Below are 19,232 nucleotides of genomic sequence, written 5' to 3'. Positions count from 1 at the left end.
TGCGTTTGCCCGCGGTTGAAAACGCCCCTTTGTCGGGGCGTTTTTTTTGCGGCATACATGGGGCGGTGCTGCGGGCTCGGCTTCGCCATCGCGTTTGGCTTTGTCGCTGCGTGTCGTGTGCGTTGGAGAGCCGGCGGGGGTGACCCTCGAGGCCACGCCTGCGGCGACCCCTCAAGGAAAGGCGGCTACCGCCGCCGTGTATCAATGGCCTTCGGCCGGGTCGGGCTTCGCCTGGGGGTTTTCGAGTCGGCTGTCCCTGCCTCCCCGAAAACGGCCGGTCATCCCTGACCGGCCCCGCTTCGCGGCCTTGTCCAGTCGAAGCCCTCGCCTGCGGCTACCGGCCGCGAGGGTCACCCCCGCCGTCTCTTTGGTGTACCGAGGTGGGTTGGTGGTCGAGCGGGGTGTGGCTTCTTCGCTTCGTTGGCTTTTCGCGCGCAGGGCGCGCTCCTACAGGCCGCCATGTATCCCACCATTGCGGTCGCCGTGCGGTAGGAGCGAACCCTGTTCGCGAACCCTCAGCCTCACTAAGGCGAACGAGGCCATGCACCCCAGGCAAGCGAGCGGTCCAGCCAACGAAGCGCACCGCCGCTCGTCCCACCCGCAACCTCAGTCCCCGAAAGAGCCGGCGGGTGCCACCCTCGCGTCCGGTAGCCGCAGGCGAGGGCTCCGACTGGAAGAGGCCGCGCGAGCGGGGCCGGTCAGGGATGACCGGCCGTTTTCGGGGAGGCAGGGACAGCCGACTCGAAAACCCCCAGTCGGAGCCCGACGCGGCCGAAGGCCATTGATACACGGCCGCGGAGCGGCCTTCCCTGAGGGGTCGCCGCAGGCGTGGACGCGAGGGTGGCACCCGCCGGCTCTTACCGATGCCTCGCGAGCGCGGCAAGCCAAACGCGATGGCGAAGCCGAGCCCGAGCCGAACCCGCCAAACAAAGCCCCATCTCACCTCAGCAAAACCCCTGCTGACCTCTCACAATCCGCTGCAGCTTGTCCGGGTTCCTCTGGACATGAATGCTCTGGATCGTCCGTCCGTCGGTGACGTACGTCTGCGCCGATTCGAGCTTCCCTTCGATGTAACGCAGCAACGCCCACTCGCCGTTAATGCGCGTAAGCTTCACCGTCACCCGATCGCCATAACGAAGGTGGGCGGCGTAAAACACCTGCGCGATCCGCTGCGCACCCAGCATGGGCTTCGGGAAACTGTTGACCTTGCCGCCGCCATCGCCGGTGAGATCCGCATCCGGCGCGAGCATCGAACGAATGGCGGGAAAGTCGCCCGCCGTGAGCGCACCGGCGAAGCGGCGCATCAGGTCGAGGTGCTCGTCGCGGGGCAACCCGGCGCGCGGGCGTGCGTCACGCAACTGATCCTTCGCCCGGTGCACGAGTTGCCGACAGCTGGCCTCGCTCTTTCCGATGGCGCGCGCGATCTCCGGGTAGTCCTCGTCGAAGACCTCGCGCAGCAGGAACGCGGCGCGCGCGTCGGGAGACAAGCGTTCGAGCACCAGCAGAAAGGCGACTGAGACGTCGCTGTCCAGCTCGTGGAGATCCTCCGGCGAGGTGCCCTCGTCCGTAAGAATCGGCTCGGGAAGCCATATGCCGACGTATTCCTCGCGACGCACCCGTGCGGCGCGCAGGCGGTCGATGGCGCGGCGGGTCGTTGCCGCCACCAGCCACGCCTCGCTGTTACCGATCGCGGCCTGGTCGGCGGCATTCCAGCTCAGCCAGATATCCTGCACGAGGTCTTCCGCCTCGGCCACGGAGCCCAGCATGCGATAGGCGATGCCGTGGAGGCGAGGGCGCAGCGTCGAGAACGTAGTCGTGGCCTGGTTCATACCCATAAGACGGCGCACCCCGGGCATTTGTGACATCGCCCGGAGTGTCGCACGCCGAGTCGCGCCGGATGCGTCAGGCGGCTACGGCCGCCGCATCGGACAGGCCGGCCTTGTCGAGTCCCCAGGCCTTGTCCATCGTGCCCGGCACGGTGCCGAAGGCCACGTTGAGGCGGTTCCACGCGTTGATCGCCGCGATCACGAAGGTCAGGTCGGAAACTTCTTTCTCGGAAAGCTGGCCGCGCACACGCTCGTAGAGATCGTCCGGCACGCCCTGCGCGGGGATCCGGGTCAGCGCTTCGGTCCAGGCCAGGCTGGCCCGTTCGCGAGGCGTAAAGAGGTTGGACTCGCGCCAGATGGCGACGTGGTGCAGGCGCAGGTCGTGCTCGCCGTGAATGACCGCCTGCTTCACGTGCATGTCCACGCAGAAGGCGCAGCCGTTGATCTGCGAAGCGCGGATATGGACGAGGAGGCGGAGGGATTCTTCGATCGAGCCCTTGCCCTCGGCCATGCTGAGTTCGGTCAGCTTTCTGGTCAGTTCCGGGGACTGCTGCTGGTAATCGAGACGCTGGGTCATGGCGAAATCCTTGAAGTGAGTGATAGAGGCCGAACGGATCGGCTTCACATGTCAGACGAGATCGCCATGCGTTTTGTGACGGGCCCTAAGACCAACGTAGGGTGGCGGCCACCCGAAAGCCGCTTAAGATGCGATCCGGGGCGGTATTACTTCAACGGCAGGGGACACACATATGGCAACCGGTGGCTTGCTTTCGCGGGAGCGCACGATCGCGGGACCGACGTTCAATCGCTGGCTGGTTCCGCCCGCGGCGCTCGCCATCCACCTGTGCATCGGTATGGCGTACGGGTTCTCCGTGTTCTGGCTGCCGATGACCACGCTGGTGCCGGGTGCCGACGCGGGCGCGTGCGCGACCCAGGGCTTCCTCGATCAGCTGACCACCACGACCTGTAACTGGACGGTGCCCTCGGTCAACCACATCTTCGAAACGTTCATCGCCATGCTGGGCCTCGCCGCCGCGATCTGGGGCGGCTGGCTGGAGCACGCCGGTCCGCGTAAGGCGGGTTTCATCGCCGCGTGCTGCTGGGGTGGCGGTCTGGTCATCGGCGGCATCGGCGTATCGATGCACCAGCTGTGGCTGGTCTATCTCGGTTGCGGGTTCCTGGGCGGCGTAGGGCAGGGGCTGGGGTACATCACCCCCGTGTCCACCTTGATCAAATGGTTTCCGGATCGTCGTGGTCTGGCCACCGGTTTCGCCATCATGGGCTACGGCGGCGGCGCGATGATCGGTGCGCCGATCGCCGTCAAGCTGATGAGCGTGTTCAAGGATGGCGACATCGCCGGCGTCTCGAAGACGCTGATCTGCATGGGCGTCATCTACTTCGTAGCCATGACCCTGGGTGCGTTCGGATTCCGCGTCACACCGAGTGGCTGGAAGCCTGAGGGCTACCAGCCGGTCGCCTCGAAGGCCACCCTGATCTCGCACGGCCACGTCCATCTCAGCCGCGCGTGGAAGACGCCGCAGTTCTGGCTGATCTGGGGCGTGCTGTGCATGAACGTGACGGCGGGTATCGGCGTGCTCTCCATGGCCAGCCCCATGCTGCAGGACGTGTTCGGCGGTCGGCTGCTCGGCGTCGATCCCGGTACCGAACTCAGTACGGCGCAGAAGGCGGCGATCGCCGCCGCGGCCGCCGGTCTCGTCGGTCTGATCAGCCTTTTCAACTCCGTCGGCCGCCTGGCCTGGGCCTCGGCGTCGGATTTTCTCGGCCGCAAGAACACCTACTGCGTGTTCTTCATTCTCGGCATCATCCTTTACTGCACGCTGCCGACGCTGGGGCACATGGGGCTGGCCGCGCTGTTCGTCATTACCGTCTGTCTGATCCTCTCGATGTACGGCGGCGGCTTCGCCACCGTGCCCGCCTACCTGGCGGATATCTTCGGTACGCAGATGGTCGGCGCCATTCATGGGCGCCTGCTCACCGCCTGGTCGGTCGCCGGTGTCATCGGTCCCGTGCTGATCGCCGGGATCCGTGAGGCGCAGCTGAGCGCGGGGGTGGCGAAGAACCTGGTCTATGACCGTACGCTTTACATCCTGGCCGGGCTGCTGCTGGTCGGTCTCATCTGCAACCTTCTGGTTCGCCCGGTGGATCCGAAGCTGCACATGACCGAGGACGAACTGAGGCACGAGCGGGCGTTGCAACACGAAACGCAGAGCACCGACGCCAGCGTGGCATCCGCGGCGCGCGGTTCGTTCGGCATCCTGGGTGTACTCGCGTGGCTGGCGGTCGGGATCCCGTTCCTGATCGGCGTGTGGATCGCGCTGCAGAAGGCGGCGGCCCTGCTATAACGGGCGTCTGGATGCATACCGGGGGGCGAGCCATGACAGGGACGGAAGAGTCGCGCGGCAGTCTTGTCTGCGTGGGTGTGGGCATGACGCTTGGCTCGCATCTCACGCCGTTGGCACGCAGTGAGATCGATCGCGCCGATGTCGTCTTCGCGGGCGTGTCCGATCCTTTCGTGGAGATGTGGCTGCGCGAGATGCATGCGGATGTGCGCAGCCTGCAGTCGTACTACGCCGAGGGGCGATCCCGTAGCGACACCTATGCCGACATGGTCGAGGTCATCCTCGCCGAGGTGCGACAAGGCAGGCGTGTGTGCGGGGTGTTCTACGGTCACCCGGGCGTCTTCGCCCTGGCCCCGCATCGGTCGATCGAGCGCGCACGTAGCGAGGGCTTCGACGCACGTATGGAGCCCGGGATATCCGCGGAGGACTGTATGTATGCCGATCTGGGCATCGATCCCGGTACGTACGGCTGCCAGCACTTCGAAGCGACGCAGTTCCTGTTGTACCGGCGGATGATCGATCCATCGGCCTGGTTGTTCCTGTGGCAGGTGGGACATGTCGGCGACCTGTCGCTTGCCCGGCGCGGCACCGGGCCCGGCTATCGCCGGGTGCTGGTCGACGTGCTGTCGGAACATTTCGCCGTGGACCATGAGGTGATCCTGTACAAGGCGCCGACGCTGCCGATCGAATCTCCCTCGATCCGGCGCCTGCCTCTTTCGCGCCTGGCCGAAAGTGCTATCAGCACCTCGGAGACCCTCGCCATTCCCCCGGGACGTGCGCTCGATCCCGCACCCGGGATGCGGGCGCGTCTGCAGGCGCTCGATGCGGACGAGGCTGCCGTTCCCGTGCCAGCGCCGCCTGCGTCACACCCCGCGTGACCCGGCCACGCGGCCTACTACAACCCGTGCTGTCATAGGGATATCATCCGGTCCAGGCGCCTCGAGGGGAGGATCGCCGGACATCGGCCAGGGGTAAGGCCTCTGCGCCCAAGGGAATCGCACATGGGCAGTGTTGTCGGCTGGTTGGCGCGCGTCGGGGGAGACGCGTCGTTGAGGCACGCGACGGCGGAAACGCTGGCGCTCGCCATGAATGAAGAAGATCTCGGTGACGACGTTCGCGAACCCCTGGGTGCGCGTGACGCCGACGCGCTGCGCGCGGTGATGGGGCAAGGGATCTACTTTTCGAGCCTGATGCCCATCCAGCCGGATCACGAGGAAGAAGAAGGCGAAGACGAAGACGGCGATGAAGACGAGGGTGACGGCAAGCCGCGTCCTTCGAAGATCCCGCTGGGTGGACCCGGGGCCTGATTCGATGAGATGGAACACCCGTCGCTGGGTCGCCGTGCTGCTGGCCGTCTTTATGGCCAGTGGCACGTTGCGTGCCGCCGACGATGCGCAGGACGCGACCACGGCCCAGCTTTCCGGGATCACCGACAAGCTCAACGAGGCCGATGCGGTCAAGATCCGGGATTTCGGCCGGTATTCCCGGTTGCTCGACGAGGTCGAGCCCTTCGAGTCGAAGCTCGATGACGAGCAGCGCGCCATGTTTCACTTCCTGCGCGGATGGCGCGCCACGTGGGTGGGTGACTACGAAAACGCCAAGGTGGAACTGGAGAAGGTCGCCGATCAGTCGGTGAATTCCGTGCTCCGCCTTCGCGCGTTGTCGACCCTCGTCAATCTGCTGGGTGTCGGTCACCGTTATGAGGACGCCTTCAAACGGCTCAACGAACTCCAGGAACTGATGCCGTCGGTCCGCGACCGGAAGGCACGCTTCCAGGCGATGGGTGAGGCTTCGCAGTTGCTTAGCTCGGCAGGGCAGTTCGAGCAGGCCGAAGCGTACGCCAAGGACATGATGGCCGAGCCGCCGCCCGGCGAAACGGTATGCAAAGGTGCGCAGCACCTGCTGCGCGCGCGGCGTGAAGCCAACCGGCTCGACACTATCGACCCGATGTTCCTCGATGCGATCGAGCAGTGCGAGGCCAGGGGCGACGATGTCTTTGCCGACAGCATGCGCGCGGACATCGCGGCGTTTTATCTTTCCCATGGTCAGCCTGAAGAAGCGGTGAAGCTTCTCACCGAGCACCGGGACAATCTGCGCACCCTCAATTATTCGCAGCTGCTCGGCGAGTTCGATTCGCATCTTGCGCAGGCGTACCTCGCGCTGGGTGACCTCTCGAACGCACGTCGCTTCGGGCTTTCAGCCGTGGCCGGGGCGATCCGTGACGAATTCACCGATCCTCGTCGAACGGGATACCTGGTGCTTTACCAGGTCGAGCAGCGCCTGGGACACGCGCAGCAGGCGCTGACGTTTCATGAGCAGTACATGGCGGCCGACAAGGCGTACCTGGATGACATCAGCGCGCGCAGCCTCGCGTTCCAGATCGTCGATCAGCAGTTGCTGGCGCGCAAGACGGAAGTCGACGCGCTCAACAAGCAGAACGAAATCCTGCGCCTCAGTGGGGTGCTCGACCGCAAGGAAGTCGAGACCGGACGCTTGTACATCTTCATCCTCGGTCTCGCCCTGTTGGCGATCGTCTGGCTGGTGCTCTGGCTGCGCCGCTCGCAGCTGCGCTTCATGAAGCTAGCGCGCCGCGACGGCCTTACGGGGATCTGCAATCGTGAGCACTTCGTCGAACAGGCGGAGCGGGTGCTCGCCTACGGTGCGCGATCCGATCGCGGACTGTGCCTGATCCTCTTCGACCTGGATCACTTCAAGAACGTCAATGACACTTACGGCCACGCGGTGGGCGACGAAGTGCTCAAGCGAGCGGTGGACGTATGCCGCCGCTCGCTGCATGCCTGCGACGTGTTCGGGCGTCTGGGTGGCGAGGAGTTCGCCGTGTTGTTGCCCGACTGCAGTCCGGCACAGGCGCGTGCGCGCGCGGAACAACTGCGGCTGTCGATCGCCGCTACCGCCGCTACGCCTTCACGGCCGGAGCTGTTGGTGACCGCCAGCTTCGGTGTGGGGTCGACGCTGCAATGCGGGTACGAGTTGCACCGGTTGCTGGTTGTGGCGGACGCTGCGCTTTACCGGGGCAAACGGGCGGGGCGCAATTGCGTGTTCATGGGAGATACCGGGGATATTCCGGATTCGCCGTATCTGACGGAGGCGCGGGGGTAGGAGGCGTGCGGCGATGCCGGTTCAAACCTGGCAAACGTCCATAAAAAAAGGCCGCTTTCGCGGCCTTTTTTCAACCCGTCTACAGCTGATCAGCGCTGACGAGCCTTGAAACGCGGGTTGCTCTTGCAGATCACGAACACTTTGCCGCGGCGGCGTACGACTTTGCAGTCACGGTGACGCGACTTCGCGGACTTCAAAGAGGAAAGCACCTTCACGGCCAGCTCCTGAAACTTTAAGGACAAGGAAAAACGGAATTGTAGCCATCCGGCCTGCTTAACGCAAGCGCTCGGAAAGATTCGGGTTTCAGCCGAGGCCGAGCTTACTGCGCGCCTGGCGGACGGTGCGCAGGAAACTGTCGAGCACCGGGGACGTATTGTCGACGCGCGAGGCCACCGCCAGCAAGAGGTGGGCTTCCGGGTCGTCGACGCGGACGAAGGCGATACCGTCAAGGTGGACCGCGCGCAGCGATGCCGGTACCAGTGCAAGGCCAAGACCGGCAGCGACCAGAGGCAGCAGGGAGGGGATCTGCTGCGCTTCCTGTCGAACGTTCGGTCGGAAGCGCGCCTTGTTGGCCAACAGGTTCAGGCGATCGATAAGGGTGGCCGCGTGCGCACGTGGCGGCGCGACCCAGCGCTCGGACGCCAGTTCCTCCATGCGCACCGACTTCCGTCGGGCGAAACGATGGTCGAGGGGCAGGGCGATGACCAACGGCTCGTGGTCGATCACTTCCACATTCAGCTGGCGCGCGTTCGCCACGCCTTCGGGATGGGCGCGCAGCAGGCCGACGTCGATCTGGCCGCTGAGGATCGCGTCGTACTGGGCACCGGTGAGCATCTCGCCGAGGTGCAGGCTGACGCCGGGCGCTTCATGTGAGAACCGCAGCAAGGTTTCCGGAAGCGCGGGATGAAACGATACGGAGACCGCGTAGGCCAGCCGGAGCTGACCGGTGAACCCCGCCGCCGCCTCGCTGACCACGGTGCGCGCGCTCTCGGCGCGAGCGAGGATGGCCTTGGCCTCGACGAGAAAGAGACGACCCGGTTCGGTCAGCGCCACGCGGCGACGGTTGCGATCGAGCAGGCGCACGCCCAGATCCGCCTCGAGGGCCTGGATCTGCTGGGACAGCGGGGGCTGCGAGATATGCAGTCGCTGCGCCGCCTGGGTGAAGCTCAGGGTTTCCGCCACTTCAACGAAGTAGCGCAGTTGCCGCAGATCGAACATAGTCGAATTTCATATAAGTGATCGCTGAAAGATATATTGGCGAGAATTTCCTAGGAAATCTATGCTTCGTCTCGGCCTACCACCAACCCCTCCCCCTGGGTCGGTAGGTCCCTCGCCCCGTAGCGACGCTAATCACCGATATCTGGCCTACCTCCCCCCCCGAGGCCCATATCGAGGCGTTTGCTCCGGGGCGACTTTCTTTGTGCGGCCGGAACGTGGCAATCGCGCGCAGGGCGCGCTCCTACATGGGGCAGAATCGCGCGCAGGCGCGCTCCTACCTGTAGGAGCGCGCCCTGCGCGCGATGCTCTTCTTATCCCACCCGCGACACGAAATCGCACTCCGTCGTCGCCCGGATCTTCGCCTCGTCCACACCCGGAGCCAGCTCGATCAACGCGAGCCCGTCCGGGGTGACGTCGAACACGGCCAGGTCGGTGATGATCCGGTCGACCACGCCCTTGCCGGTCAGCGGCAGCGAGCACTCGGTGAGGATCTTCGGGGTGCCGTCCTTCGCGGTGTGCTCCATCACGACGACGACGCGCTTGACGCCGGCGACCAGGTCCATCGCGCCGCCCATGCCCTTGACCATCTTGCCGGGCACCATCCAGTTGGCGATATCGCCCTCGGCAGTGACCTGCATCGCGCCGAGAATGGAGATGTCGACGTGGCCGCCGCGAATCATCGCGAAGGAGTCGGCGCTGGAGAAGTACGACGCGCCCGGCCGGGCGGTGACGGTCTGCTTGCCGGCGTTGATCAGGTCGGCGTCGACTTCGTCTTCGGTCGGAAACGGACCGATGCCGAGCAGGCCGTTTTCCGATTGCAGCCAGACGTCCACGCCATCGGGCAGGTGGTTGGCGACCAGGGTCGGCAAGCCGATACCAAGGTTGACGTAGTCGCCGTCAGAGAGTTCCAGGGCGGCGCGCTGCGCCATCTGTTCGCGGGTCCAGGCCATGGTGTTCTCCTCAGGCGCGCACGGTGCGCTGTTCGATGCGCTTGGACGGCGCGGGGTTGTGCACGATGCGATCTACGTAGATGCCCGGCGTGTGGATCTGGTCCGGGTCGAGTTCGCCGACCTCGACCATGATCTCGACCTCGGCGATGCAGACCTTGCCGGCCGTGGCGGCCATCGGATTGAAGTTGCGCGCGGTCTTGCGATAGACGAGGTTGCCCGACGGGTCCGCTTTCCACGCCTTGACCAGCGCGACGTCGGCGACGATCGAGCGCTCCATCACGTACATGTTGCCGTCGAACTCGCGGGTCTCCTTGCCCTCGGCCACCTGGGTGCCGTAGCCGGTGCGGGTGAAGAACGCGGGGATGCCGGCGCCGCCGGCGCGAAGCTTCTCGGCCAGCGTGCCCTGCGGGGTGAAATCGACTTCCAGCTCGCCGGCCAGATACTGGCGCTCGAATTCCTTGTTCTCGCCCACGTAGGACGAAACCATCTTGCGGATCTGCCGGGTCTCCAGCAACAAGCCCAGACCCACGCCGTCGATGCCGGCGTTGTTGGAAACGGCGGTCAGGCCTTTGACGCCGGAATCGCGCAGCGCCTCGATCAGCAGTTCGGGAATACCGCAGAGGCCGAAGCCACCCACGGCGATGATCTGTCCATCGGCCACGAGGCCGGCCAGCGCCTCGGCGGCGGTGGCGACGCGTTTGTCGCGGGAAGGCGACTTCACCTGGTTCATGCGTGTCGAGTCCATCCGGTCGGGCCCGCCGCCGGTTCGCCGCCCATCATAGCCGAGGGTCGTCACGTTCCGTGGTACGCGAGGGGGTCAATCTCCCAAGGGTGCCGGGGCGGACGCCACCATCGGATTGTGCAAGAACCCGCGAGGATCGGGCGCTTTGATGGCTTACGGTGCGCCCCCAGTTTTCCTGTGAACCCGAGCCTGGAGTATTCCGACGTGAGCAAACAGAAGATCGGCGTGATCGGTATGGCCGTCATGGGCCGCAACCTCGCCTGGAACATTGAGAGCCGCGGCCACGCGGTGTCCATCTTCAATCGATCCAAAGAGAAGACGGACGACGTCATGGCCGAGAGCGAGGGTAAGCAGCTCGTGCCGACGTACAGTCTCGAAGAGTTCGTCGATTCGCTGGAGAAGCCTCGACGCATCCTGCTGATGGTCCAGGCTGGCAAGGGTACCGATGCGGTGATCGAGCAGCTGCGACCCTTGCTGGACAAGGGCGACATTCTCATCGACGGCGGCAACACCTTCTACAAGGACACGGTGCGCCGCGGCGAAGAGCTGGCGAAGGACGGTCTGCATTTCATCGGCACCGGCGTCTCCGGCGGCGAGGAGGGCGCGCTGAAAGGCCCGTCGATCATGCCGGGCGGCCCGCGCGAGGCCTATGACTTGGTGTCCCCGATTCTCACCGAGATCGCCGCCAAGGCGCCGGACGGCGAACCCTGCGTGATCTACATCGGCCCGGGCGGTGCCGGGCACTACGTCAAGATGGTGCACAACGGCATCGAATACGGCGACATGCAGTTGATCGCCGAGAGCTACGCGGTACTCAAGCATGTCCTTGGCTTGTCCAACGACGAACTGGCCGATGTCTACCGGGAATGGAACGAGGGCGAACTCGACAGCTTCCTGATCGAGATCACCTCTAGGATCTTCACCCGGAAAGACGACAAGACCGACAAGCGGCTGGTCGACGTGATTCTGGATCGCGCCGCGCAGAAGGGCACCGGCAAGTGGACCAGTCAGAGTGCGCTGGATCTCGGCGTGCCGCTGACGCTGATCACCGAGTCGGTATTCGCACGCGTGCTCTCGTCGATGAAGGAGGAGCGTGTCGCGGCGAGCAAGCAGCTGGCGGGCCCGAAGGCGGAAAAATTCAGTGGGGATCGCAAGGCGTTTATCGAATCCGTGCGCCGTGCACTGTACCTGAGCAAGATTATCTCGTATGCGCAGGGCTTCGCCCAGCTGCGCGCCGCGTCGGACGAGAACGAATGGAACCTCGACTACGGCGCCATCGCGAAGATTTTCCGCGCCGGTTGCATCATCCGTGCGCGCTTCCTGCAGAAGATCACCGACGCGTACAAGACCGACAAGGCACTGAAGAACCTCCTGCTCGATCCGTACTTCAAGGACATCGCGCAGCAGTATCAGGCGGCACTGCGCGAGGTCGTCGGCGAAGCGGTGCGTGTCGGCGTGCCGGTGCCGGGCTTCTCGGCCGCGGTGGCCTACTACGACAGTTACAGGGCCGAAACGCTTCCGGCGAACCTCATCCAGGCTCAGCGTGACTTCTTCGGTGCTCACACCTTCGAGCGTGTGGACGAAAAAGGGAGTTTTCACGCGGAGTGGGCCGAAGGCTGAACGACGCGTTCAAGGCGGAAGCCCCGCGCCATGGGGGTTTCCGCGCCCTGAGCGAGGCTTTTGAGCGGACCGGCGTCACGGGTCTGTAGGGGAACGCTGGCGCTTTGTAGGATGCTCCCTTTAGAGTTGGCGGAATAAGTGCAGCACCAGGGGTCGGTGCTGCGCGCCGCGTCCAACGAGGGAGTACGTTGTTCCATGCTGAGAAAGCCCCTGATCGGCGCCACGGCGCTGGCGGTCGCACTTGCCGGATGCCAGTCGCTGCCGCAGCCGCGTGACGATGGATCGTTGCAGCGCGAGGCGCTGGCCGGCACCGAATTGCCCGCGCCGCGGCCCCGCATCGCTCCGTCGACCAATCCGGCCACCCCGGCGGTCGCTCAGCCGCAGATCAGCACCGGCACGGGCGAATTCGTCAAACCGGTGGGTCTGGCCAGGCCGAAGCCGGTCGCCGAAGGTGCGGGTACGGTGACCTTCAATTTCGAGAACCAGCCGGTCGAGTCCGTGGTGAAAGCCATCCTGGGCGATCTGCTGCACGAGAACTACTCGATTACGCCGGGCGTGCAGGGCAATGTGTCCTTCTCGACCTCGCAGCCGGTGACGGCCGAGCAGGCCCTGCCGATCCTCGAAACGCTGCTGTCATGGACCAGTAACGCGCTGGTCCACAGCAACGGACGCTATGTGGTCATGCCGGCCAAGGATGCCGTCGCCGGCAACCTCGTTCCCAGCCTTGGCGCAAGTGCGCCGGCCGGTGGTCTGCAGGCGCGCCTGTTTCCGCTGCACTTCATCTCGGCAACCGAGATGCAGAAGCTCATCAAGCCGTTCGCGCGTGCCGACGCCACCTTGCTCGCCGATCCGACACGCAACGTCATCGTCATGGCCGGTACGCCCACGGAACTGGATAACTACCAGCGCACCGTGTCGACCTTCGATGTCGACTGGCTGCGCGGCATGTCGGTGGGCGTCTTCAGTCTCCAGCGCGCGGAGGTCAAGGACCTCACGCCCATGCTGGACAAGCTGTTCGGCGACAAGGGCAATACGCCCATGGCCGGTCTGCTGCGTTTCATCCCCATCGAGCGGACCAATTCGCTGGTGGTGATCAGCCCGCAACCGGCTTATCTCGACGAAGTGCGCAGCTGGATCGATCGCATCGATCGCGGTGGTGGCAACGAGCCGCAGCTCTACGTCTATGACGTGCGCAACGTGCAGGCGTCCGATCTGGCCGATTACCTTTCCGACATCTACGGTGGTGGCTCCGGCGGCGGCGGGTCCAGTGACCGCGGCGGCAAGGTGGGCCCGGGACTTTCGTCGGGCACGCTGGGGGGCGACAGCGATTCCGGTAACCGTAATGGCTCCGGTCTCGGCAGTACCACGGGTACCTTCGGCAACACCTCGTCGTCCGGTTCGAGTCTCAACAATGGCTCGAGCGGGCTGGGTGGCAACTCGTACGGCTCGGGCAGCGGTTCCAGCTTTGGTGGCGGCGGTTCGATGGGATCCAGTGGCAACGGCCTTGGCGATGACGAATCGTCGCGCCGCCAGCGCAACGGACCGATCACCACGGACGACGGCGTGCGGATCACCTCGGTGGATTCGAACAACCAGCTGATGGTGCGCGCGCGTCCGTCGCAGTGGACCGAGATCGAGCAGGCGATCAAGCGTCTCGACGCCGTGCCGCTGCAGGTGCAGATCGAAACCCGCATTCTCGAAGTGGCGCTGACCGGCAACTATCAGTTCGGTGTGCAGTGGTATCTCGAGGGTCTCGTCGGAGGCACCAACGGGTCCGTCGGCCAGCCTGGCAACAAGCAGCAGTGGGCGCTCGGTAACGGCGGCAACACGTATGGCGGCGAGAGCTTCTTCTACTCCTTCGTCAACAACAATCTTTCCGTGGCTTTGAAAGCCATGGAAACGAGCGGAAACACGAAGACCTTGTCGGCGCCGTCGCTGGTGGTGCTGAACAACCAGAAGGCGCACATCCAGGTCGGCGACCAGATCCCCATCACGCAGACCTACGTGAACACCACGGCGAACACCGATAACACGATCGGCCAGGTGGAGTACAAGGACACCGGCGTGATCCTGAACGTGCGGCCGCGTGTGAACCCCGGTGGCCTCGTCTATCTCAACATCAATCAGGTCGTGAGCTCGCCGGGTCAGAAGGACGCCGCGACCGGCAATTTCCCGATTCAGCAGCGTGAAGTGGCCACGCAGGTCGCGGTGCAGAGCGGGCAGACCGTGTTGCTGGGCGGTCTGATCAAGCAGGACGAGGGGCTGACCGACACCGGCATTCCGGGGCTGAACCGCATCCCGGTGTTCGGCCGGCTGTTCGGTTCGACCACGCGCAGCCGTAACCGCACGGAGCTGATCGTCCTGATTACGCCACGCGTGATCACCAACGGCGACGAGGCCAAGCAGGTCACGGACGAGTACCAGCGGAAGTTCGAGTCACTGCAGCCCTATCGCGGGAAGGCGGCTACGACGACGGAGCCGGCGGGCGTGACACGGACGGGGAACGGGGAGCCGACGGTGACGGTGCCGTTGCATCCCTGAGGAGCGTGCCGGACCCGGGGGGGCGAATCCGCTTTCCGCTGTCATCAGATGCTGCGAGACTTCAGGCATGCGTACCTATCTGCTTGTCTCGATCGTCGCCACCGTGCTTATCGCTGGCTGCTCCACGCTGCCCCAGCCCCGCGACGACGGCGCGCTGCAACGCGAAGCTCTGGCAGGCACCGAGCTCCCGGTGCCGGGTCCACGCATCCTTGCCTCGACCAACCCGACGACACCGGCGATCTCGCAGCCCCAGATCACCACCGGCACCGGCGAATTCGTCAAATCGTCAGGACTTGCGACACCGAAGCCGGTCGACCAGGGCACCGGCACGGTCACGTTCAATTTCGAGAATCAGCCGGTCGAGTCCGTGGTGAAAGCCATCCTCGGCGACCTGCTGCACGAGAACTATTCGATCACCCCCGGCGTGCAGGGCAACGTGTCCTTCTCGACCTCCCAGCCCGTTACCGCCGAACAGGCGCTGCCGATCCTCGAGACGCTGCTGTCGTGGACCGGTAACGCGCTGGTGCACAGTAACGGCCGTTACGTCGTGATGCCGGCGAAGGATGCCGTCGCCGGGAATCTCGTGCCGAGCATCGGCGCCAACGCGCCGCCCGGCGGATTGCAGGCGCGTCTGTTCCCGCTGCACTTCATCTCCGCGACGGAGATGCAGAAGCTGATCAAACCGTTCGCACGGCCCGATGCCACGCTGCTGGCCGATCCCACCCGCAACGTCATCGTGATGGCGGGCACGCCCACCGAGCTCGACAACTATCAGCGCACCGTGGCGACGTTCGACGTCGACTGGCTGCGTGGCATGTCGGTGGGCGTGTTCAGTCTGCAGCGTGCGCAGGTGAAGGAGCTGCAGCCGCAGCTCGATGCGATCTTCGGCGAGAAAGGCAACACGCCCATGGCGGGCCTGCTTCGCTTCATCCCTATCGAGCGCACCAACTCGCTGGTGGTGATCAGTCCGCAGCCCGCATACCTCGACGAAGTGCGCAGCTGGATCGATCGCATCGATCATGGCGGTGGCAACGAACCGCAGCTCTACGTGTACGACGTGCGCAACGTGCAGGCCGCCGACATGGCGGACTATCTTTCGGACGTCTACGGCGGCGGCTCGAAGGGCGGCGGCTCCGGCGACCGCGGTGGCAGGGTCGGGCCGGGCCTTTCCCCGGGCACGCTCGGCGGCGGCGACAGCGATCTGGGCAATCGCGGTGGCTCGGCTCTCGGCAGCACGACGGGTTCGTTCGGTAACGGCGGCTCATCGTCGACGGGCACGAGCGGTATCGGCCCGGGTACATCGGGTACGAACGGCCCTGGCGGTAGCGGTGGCAGCGGGATGTCCGTGAGCGGCCTCGGCGACTCCGGCTCGTCATCGCCGGACGGCGGGGCGGGAAAGAGCCATTCCGCGACCACCACCGACGACGGCGTGCGCATCACCTCGGTCGACGCCAACAACCAGATCATGGTGCGCTGCCGTCCCGCGCAATGGGCCGAGATCGAGCAGGCGATCAAGCGTCTCGACGCCGTGCCGCTGCAAGTGCAGATCGAAACCCGCATTCTCGAGGTCGAACTCAAGGGCGAGTTCCAGTTCGGCGTGCAGTGGTATCTGGAGGGTCTGGTCGGTACCACCAACGGGTCGCCCACGCAGCCTGGCAACAAGCAGCAGTGGGCACTGGGCAACGGCGGAGCGTCATACAACTCGACCAATGACAGCTTCTTCTACTCGTTCGTCAACAACAACGTTTCCGTCGCGCTGCATGCGATGGAGCAGAACGGCAATACCAAGGTTCTGTCCGCGCCGTCGCTGGTGGTGCTGAACAACCAGAAGGCGCACATCGAGGTCGGCGACCAGATTCCGATCACGCAGACCTACGTCAACACCACGGCCAATACGGATAACACGATCGGCCAGGTCGAGTACAAGGACACCGGCGTGATCCTCAATGTGCGACCGCGCGTCAATCCCGGTGGCCTGGTCTACCTCAACGTGAACCAGGTCGTGAGTTCGCCAGGCGTGGTCGACACCACGACGGGCAACTTCCCCATCCAGCAGCGCGAGGTCGCCACCCAGGTCGCCGTGCAGAGCGGCCAGACGGTCTTGCTCGGTGGTCTCATCAAGCAGAACGATGCGACCACCGATACCGGCATCCCCGGACTCAACCGAATACCCGTTTTCGGCCGATTGTTCGGCTCAACGACGCGCAGCCGCGACCGTACCGAGCTGATCGTGCTGATCACGCCGCGCGTCATCACGAACGGTGACGAGGCCAAACAGGTCACGGACGAGTACCAGCGCAAGTTCGAATCGCTGCGGCCGCTGACGAAGCGCCCCTGAAGGCGTCCTGAGGTTCCCGACACACCGGCATCACGGACGGCGTCTCATTTTTCGTCCACGTGCTCATCGGGAGGGGAATCGGTGCAATACGATCTGGCGGGCTGGTCGACCGTGCTTGAATTGATGCCCACGGCGATGTTCGTGCGCGATGCCGAACATCGCTGGGTACTGGTCAACCGCATGGGTTGCACCTATTTCGGTCTGAGCGTCGATGATGTCATCGGCCGGACCGACGATGAACTGTTTCCGCCGGAGCAGGCGGCGCGCATGGCCGCGGGGGACGAGTCGGTACTGCGCAGCCACGAGGTGGTCGAGTCGGAAGAATCGGTGACCGACCCGCACGGGAGAGTGCGCACGCTGATCACCCGCAAGACCTGCATCGATCTGGACGGTGAGCCGCATGTCCTCGCCTCGGTGACCGACATCAGCGATCTGCGTGAATCCGAAGCCTATGTGCGCTGGCTGGCCTGCCACGACGCGCTGACCGGTTTGTCCAATCGTACGGCGCTGTTCAGCCGCATCGAATCCGCCATCGCGAAAGCGGCTTCGGGTGGCGCGCGTTCGGTGTTGTTCTACCTCGACCTCGACGGGTTCAAGAAGGTCAACGATACGTGGGGTCACCTGGCCGGCGACGAGCTGCTGATCCAGTTCGGCAAGCGTCTGCGTGAGGTGGTCGATGCGGCGGATACGGTCGCACGCATCGGCGGCGATGAGTTTGCCGTGCTCGTGGAGGAACGGGACGACTTCGATGCGGAGACGATGGCCGCAAGCTTCGTCAAACTGGCGGCCAGGCCCTTTGGCGTGCTGTCGACCACGGCGTTCGTCGGTACCTCGGTGGGTGTCATCACCGCCGACGCGAGCGCCGTCGCCGGCGGCGAACTGGCGCGCAAGGCGGACAGTGCGCTGTACGAAGCGAAGAAGCGGCGCAACCGGTATGTGCTTTACAACGACGAGCTCGATGCGGCACTGGCCCATCGCCGCGACGTGGAGCGGTTGCTCGACGACGCGCTGGTCACGGGCGAAGGCCTCAGCTGCCACTACCAGCCGATCGTGCGTGCGAGCGACGGCAAGATCATCGGTCTGGAAGCACTGGCGCGCTGGCGGCATCCGCGTCTGGGTGTGATACCGCCGGTGCAGTTCATTCCCGTAGCCGAGGAAACCGGGTTGATCGACCGGCTGGGCGAGTGGGTGCTGCGTACGGCGTGCGCGCGCGTAGTGGGGGTGGACGACCTCTTCGTCGCGGTAAACGTCAGCGCCGTGCAGTTGCGCGACGACGGTTTTGCCGACATGGTGCTGGGTGTGCTGAAGAGGACCGGTCTGCCACCGAGCCGTCTCGAGCTGGAAATCACGGAGACGGCCATCGTCAATGCGGATGGCATGGCGGTGCGCCTTCTCAAGCAATTGCGCCACGTCGGCGTGCGTGTCTCGCTGGACGACTTCGGCACCGGCTATTCCAGCCTGACGCTGCTGAAGGACCTCGACGTCGACAAGGTCAAGATCGACCGTTCGTTCGTGCAGATGGCGCCGACCGCGGAAGACTCGGCCGCCATCGTGCGTGCGGTGTCCAACCTCGGCGCGGCGCTCGGGTTATCCGTGGTCGCCGAGGGCGTGGAAACCGAACAGCAGCGGGCCTTCCTCTGCGAGGCGGGGTGCGACGAGCTGCAGGGTTATCTGTTTTCCCCGGGCGTGCCCGAAGATCGCATCGAACGCGTGGCTCAGTTGCTGCCTTCGACCGGCACCGCCGTATCGGGAGGGTAGGCGTCGGCCGGCATCGGCCACGTGCGCCGCAGGTCGGGCATGCCGGGCATGCTCGTCGGCTGGGGCAGCGGCAGCGGCATGCGCGTACCCATGGCGCCGCCCGTCGCGTCGCCGACGATGGCGATGACGCAGCCGCCGCTTTCCTGCGATGTCCCGAAGGACAGCCGTCCCCAGGGCATCTGCAGCACGGTGTACCGGTTGGGAAGCATCGATGGCGCCGTCGGCAGGTTCGTTTCCGACGCCGTGGCATGAAAACTTCCGGCCACCTCGGCATGGGCGAAGCAGGGACGCTGCTCGAGCTGGATCGACGTGAAGCGGACCATCGGCACGTCGCCGCCCTCGTTGAAACCACGTGCCTCGAAGGCGCTGACGCGGTAACCGTCGCGGGTCACGAAGGGCTGGCTGCGGACGATCTGCGGCGGCGCATCGGCGGTGGCGTGCAGGCCGCCGGGCAATTTGCGCGACAGGGCGTCGACGGCGTTCGGCAGGGTGCCCATGGTCGCGTTGACGATCTCGACGAGTGTCTTGTCACTTCGCGGCACGGCCACGGGCTCGGCACCCGCGGCGGTGGCCAGGGTGACGCTGAGCAGGCTGGCCAGGGTGCGGATCGGACGCATGACATCCAGGGCGGGGTGGTCGGGGGCGCTAGTTTGCACGAGTCGGCAAGTTATTGTGGCGACCGATGGCGGAACACCGATGGGCGCCTTGTTTCGCGCCGGTCCGGCCGGATATTTCAGAGATCCCCAAACGCATGACCCC

Annotated in this window: 15 protein-coding genes; 8 read left to right on the top strand and 7 right to left on the bottom strand. The window is 65.1% G+C overall.

The features are described from left to right. Positions 1 to 944 precede the first annotated feature (944 nt). Together FA87_RS10845 and FA87_RS10840 are read right to left on the bottom strand one after the other, a co-directional pair. Positions 945 to 1,835, bottom strand: coding sequence for an RNA polymerase sigma-70 factor (locus FA87_RS10845; protein WP_342633154.1), 891 nt, complete (start codon positions 1,833 to 1,835; stop codon positions 945 to 947). Positions 1,836 to 1,902: 67 nt separating this feature from the next. After that, positions 1,903 to 2,403, bottom strand: coding sequence for a carboxymuconolactone decarboxylase family protein (locus FA87_RS10840; protein WP_043694537.1), 501 nt, complete (start codon positions 2,401 to 2,403; stop codon positions 1,903 to 1,905). 172 nt (positions 2,404 to 2,575) lie between these two features. Between FA87_RS10840 and FA87_RS10835 the strand changes: the two genes are divergently transcribed. The 4 genes from FA87_RS10835 to FA87_RS10820 all read left to right on the top strand — a co-directional run bounded on the left by FA87_RS10835 (position 2,576) and on the right by FA87_RS10820 (position 7,306). Beyond that, a complete protein-coding gene (locus FA87_RS10835; protein WP_052191306.1) occupies positions 2,576 to 4,189 on the top strand; it encodes an OFA family MFS transporter in 1,614 nt (537 codons plus the stop codon). Positions 4,190 to 4,221: 32 nt separating this feature from the next. Continuing rightward, positions 4,222 to 5,064, top strand: coding sequence for an SAM-dependent methyltransferase (locus tag FA87_RS10830; protein WP_197062406.1), 843 nt, complete (start codon positions 4,222 to 4,224; stop codon positions 5,062 to 5,064). A 123-nt stretch (positions 5,065 to 5,187) separates the two neighbouring features. After that, a complete protein-coding gene (locus tag FA87_RS10825) occupies positions 5,188 to 5,493 on the top strand; it encodes a hypothetical protein (RefSeq protein WP_036112537.1) in 306 nt (101 codons plus the stop codon). Positions 5,494 to 5,497: 4 nt separating this feature from the next. Beyond that, positions 5,498 to 7,306, top strand: a complete 1,809-nt coding sequence (locus FA87_RS10820; RefSeq protein ID WP_052191304.1) for a GGDEF domain-containing protein — start codon at positions 5,498 to 5,500, stop codon at positions 7,304 to 7,306. Positions 7,307 to 7,395: 89 nt separating this feature from the next. Here FA87_RS10820 and ykgO read toward each other — a convergent pair whose 3' ends face one another. The 4 genes from ykgO to FA87_RS10800 form a co-directional block, all read right to left on the bottom strand. After that, positions 7,396 to 7,521, bottom strand: coding sequence for a type B 50S ribosomal protein L36 (ykgO, locus tag FA87_RS10815; protein WP_029213509.1), 126 nt, complete (start codon positions 7,519 to 7,521; stop codon positions 7,396 to 7,398). Between the two features lie 88 nt (positions 7,522 to 7,609). Then, positions 7,610 to 8,524 (bottom strand): LysR family transcriptional regulator, encoded by a 915-nt coding sequence (locus FA87_RS10810; protein ID WP_043694530.1) that lies wholly within the window; start codon positions 8,522 to 8,524, stop codon positions 7,610 to 7,612. 311 nt (positions 8,525 to 8,835) lie between these two features. Beyond that, positions 8,836 to 9,474: a CoA transferase subunit B gene (locus tag FA87_RS10805; protein ID WP_036112544.1), complete on the bottom strand. Its 639-nt coding sequence runs from the start codon at positions 9,472 to 9,474 to the stop codon at positions 8,836 to 8,838. A gap of 10 nt (positions 9,475 to 9,484) precedes the next feature. Next, complete coding sequence (locus tag FA87_RS10800) at positions 9,485 to 10,204, bottom strand: CoA transferase subunit A (RefSeq protein WP_036112547.1); 720 nt, start codon at positions 10,202 to 10,204, stop codon at positions 9,485 to 9,487. Positions 10,205 to 10,420: 216 nt separating this feature from the next. On the opposite strand from FA87_RS10800, the gene gndA reads away from it, so the two are divergent. The 4 genes from gndA to FA87_RS10780 all read left to right on the top strand — a co-directional run bounded on the left by gndA (position 10,421) and on the right by FA87_RS10780 (position 18,473). Beyond that, positions 10,421 to 11,836 (top strand): NADP-dependent phosphogluconate dehydrogenase, encoded by a 1,416-nt coding sequence (gene gndA, locus FA87_RS10795; protein WP_043694527.1) that lies wholly within the window; start codon positions 10,421 to 10,423, stop codon positions 11,834 to 11,836. Between the two features lie 195 nt (positions 11,837 to 12,031). After that, complete coding sequence (gspD, locus tag FA87_RS10790; protein ID WP_052191303.1) at positions 12,032 to 14,377, top strand: type II secretion system secretin GspD; 2,346 nt, start codon at positions 12,032 to 12,034, stop codon at positions 14,375 to 14,377. A gap of 67 nt (positions 14,378 to 14,444) precedes the next feature. Next, positions 14,445 to 16,715, top strand: a complete 2,271-nt coding sequence (gene gspD, locus FA87_RS10785) for a type II secretion system secretin GspD (protein ID WP_043694524.1) — start codon at positions 14,445 to 14,447, stop codon at positions 16,713 to 16,715. Between the two features lie 81 nt (positions 16,716 to 16,796). Continuing rightward, complete coding sequence (locus FA87_RS10780; protein ID WP_052191302.1) at positions 16,797 to 18,473, top strand: GGDEF domain-containing phosphodiesterase; 1,677 nt, start codon at positions 16,797 to 16,799, stop codon at positions 18,471 to 18,473. Here FA87_RS10780 and FA87_RS10775 read toward each other — a convergent pair. Continuing rightward, positions 18,431 to 19,090 (bottom strand): hypothetical protein, encoded by a 660-nt coding sequence (locus tag FA87_RS10775; RefSeq protein ID WP_036112555.1) that lies wholly within the window; start codon positions 19,088 to 19,090, stop codon positions 18,431 to 18,433. The two genes, FA87_RS10780 and FA87_RS10775, sit on opposite strands and share 43 nt — an antisense overlap. Positions 19,091 to 19,232: the final 142 nt, after the last annotated feature.

It is taken from the genome of Luteibacter sp. 9133, from assembly GCF_000800155.1.
Taxonomy (GTDB): domain Bacteria; phylum Pseudomonadota; class Gammaproteobacteria; order Xanthomonadales; family Rhodanobacteraceae; genus Luteibacter; species Luteibacter mycovicinus.
The sequence above is the reverse complement of the archived record's forward strand: the minus strand, read 5'-3'. Positions and strand labels throughout refer to the sequence as shown.

Excerpts from the sequence above, each read along its gene's own strand:
- FA87_RS10845 (WP_342633154.1), bottom strand. The coding sequence starts at position 1,835 with ATGGGTATGAACCAGGCCACGACTACGTTCTCGACGCTGCGCCCTCGC.
- FA87_RS10840 (WP_043694537.1), bottom strand. The coding sequence starts at position 2,403 with ATGACCCAGCGTCTCGATTACCAGCAGCAGTCCCCGGAACTGACCAGA.
- FA87_RS10835 (WP_052191306.1), top strand. The coding sequence starts at position 2,576 with ATGGCAACCGGTGGCTTGCTTTCGCGGGAGCGCACGATCGCGGGACCG.
- FA87_RS10830 (WP_197062406.1), top strand. The coding sequence starts at position 4,222 with ATGACAGGGACGGAAGAGTCGCGCGGCAGTCTTGTCTGCGTGGGTGTG.
- FA87_RS10825 (WP_036112537.1), top strand. The coding sequence starts at position 5,188 with ATGGGCAGTGTTGTCGGCTGGTTGGCGCGCGTCGGGGGAGACGCGTCG.
- FA87_RS10820 (WP_052191304.1), top strand. The coding sequence starts at position 5,498 with ATGAGATGGAACACCCGTCGCTGGGTCGCCGTGCTGCTGGCCGTCTTT.
- FA87_RS10810 (WP_043694530.1), bottom strand. The coding sequence starts at position 8,524 with ATGTTCGATCTGCGGCAACTGCGCTACTTCGTTGAAGTGGCGGAAACC.
- FA87_RS10805 (WP_036112544.1), bottom strand. The coding sequence starts at position 9,474 with ATGGCCTGGACCCGCGAACAGATGGCGCAGCGCGCCGCCCTGGAACTC.
- FA87_RS10800 (WP_036112547.1), bottom strand. The coding sequence starts at position 10,204 with ATGAACCAGGTGAAGTCGCCTTCCCGCGACAAACGCGTCGCCACCGCC.
- gspD (WP_052191303.1), top strand. The coding sequence starts at position 12,032 with ATGCTGAGAAAGCCCCTGATCGGCGCCACGGCGCTGGCGGTCGCACTT.
- gspD (WP_043694524.1), top strand. The coding sequence starts at position 14,445 with ATGCGTACCTATCTGCTTGTCTCGATCGTCGCCACCGTGCTTATCGCT.
- FA87_RS10775 (WP_036112555.1), bottom strand. The coding sequence starts at position 19,090 with ATGCGTCCGATCCGCACCCTGGCCAGCCTGCTCAGCGTCACCCTGGCC.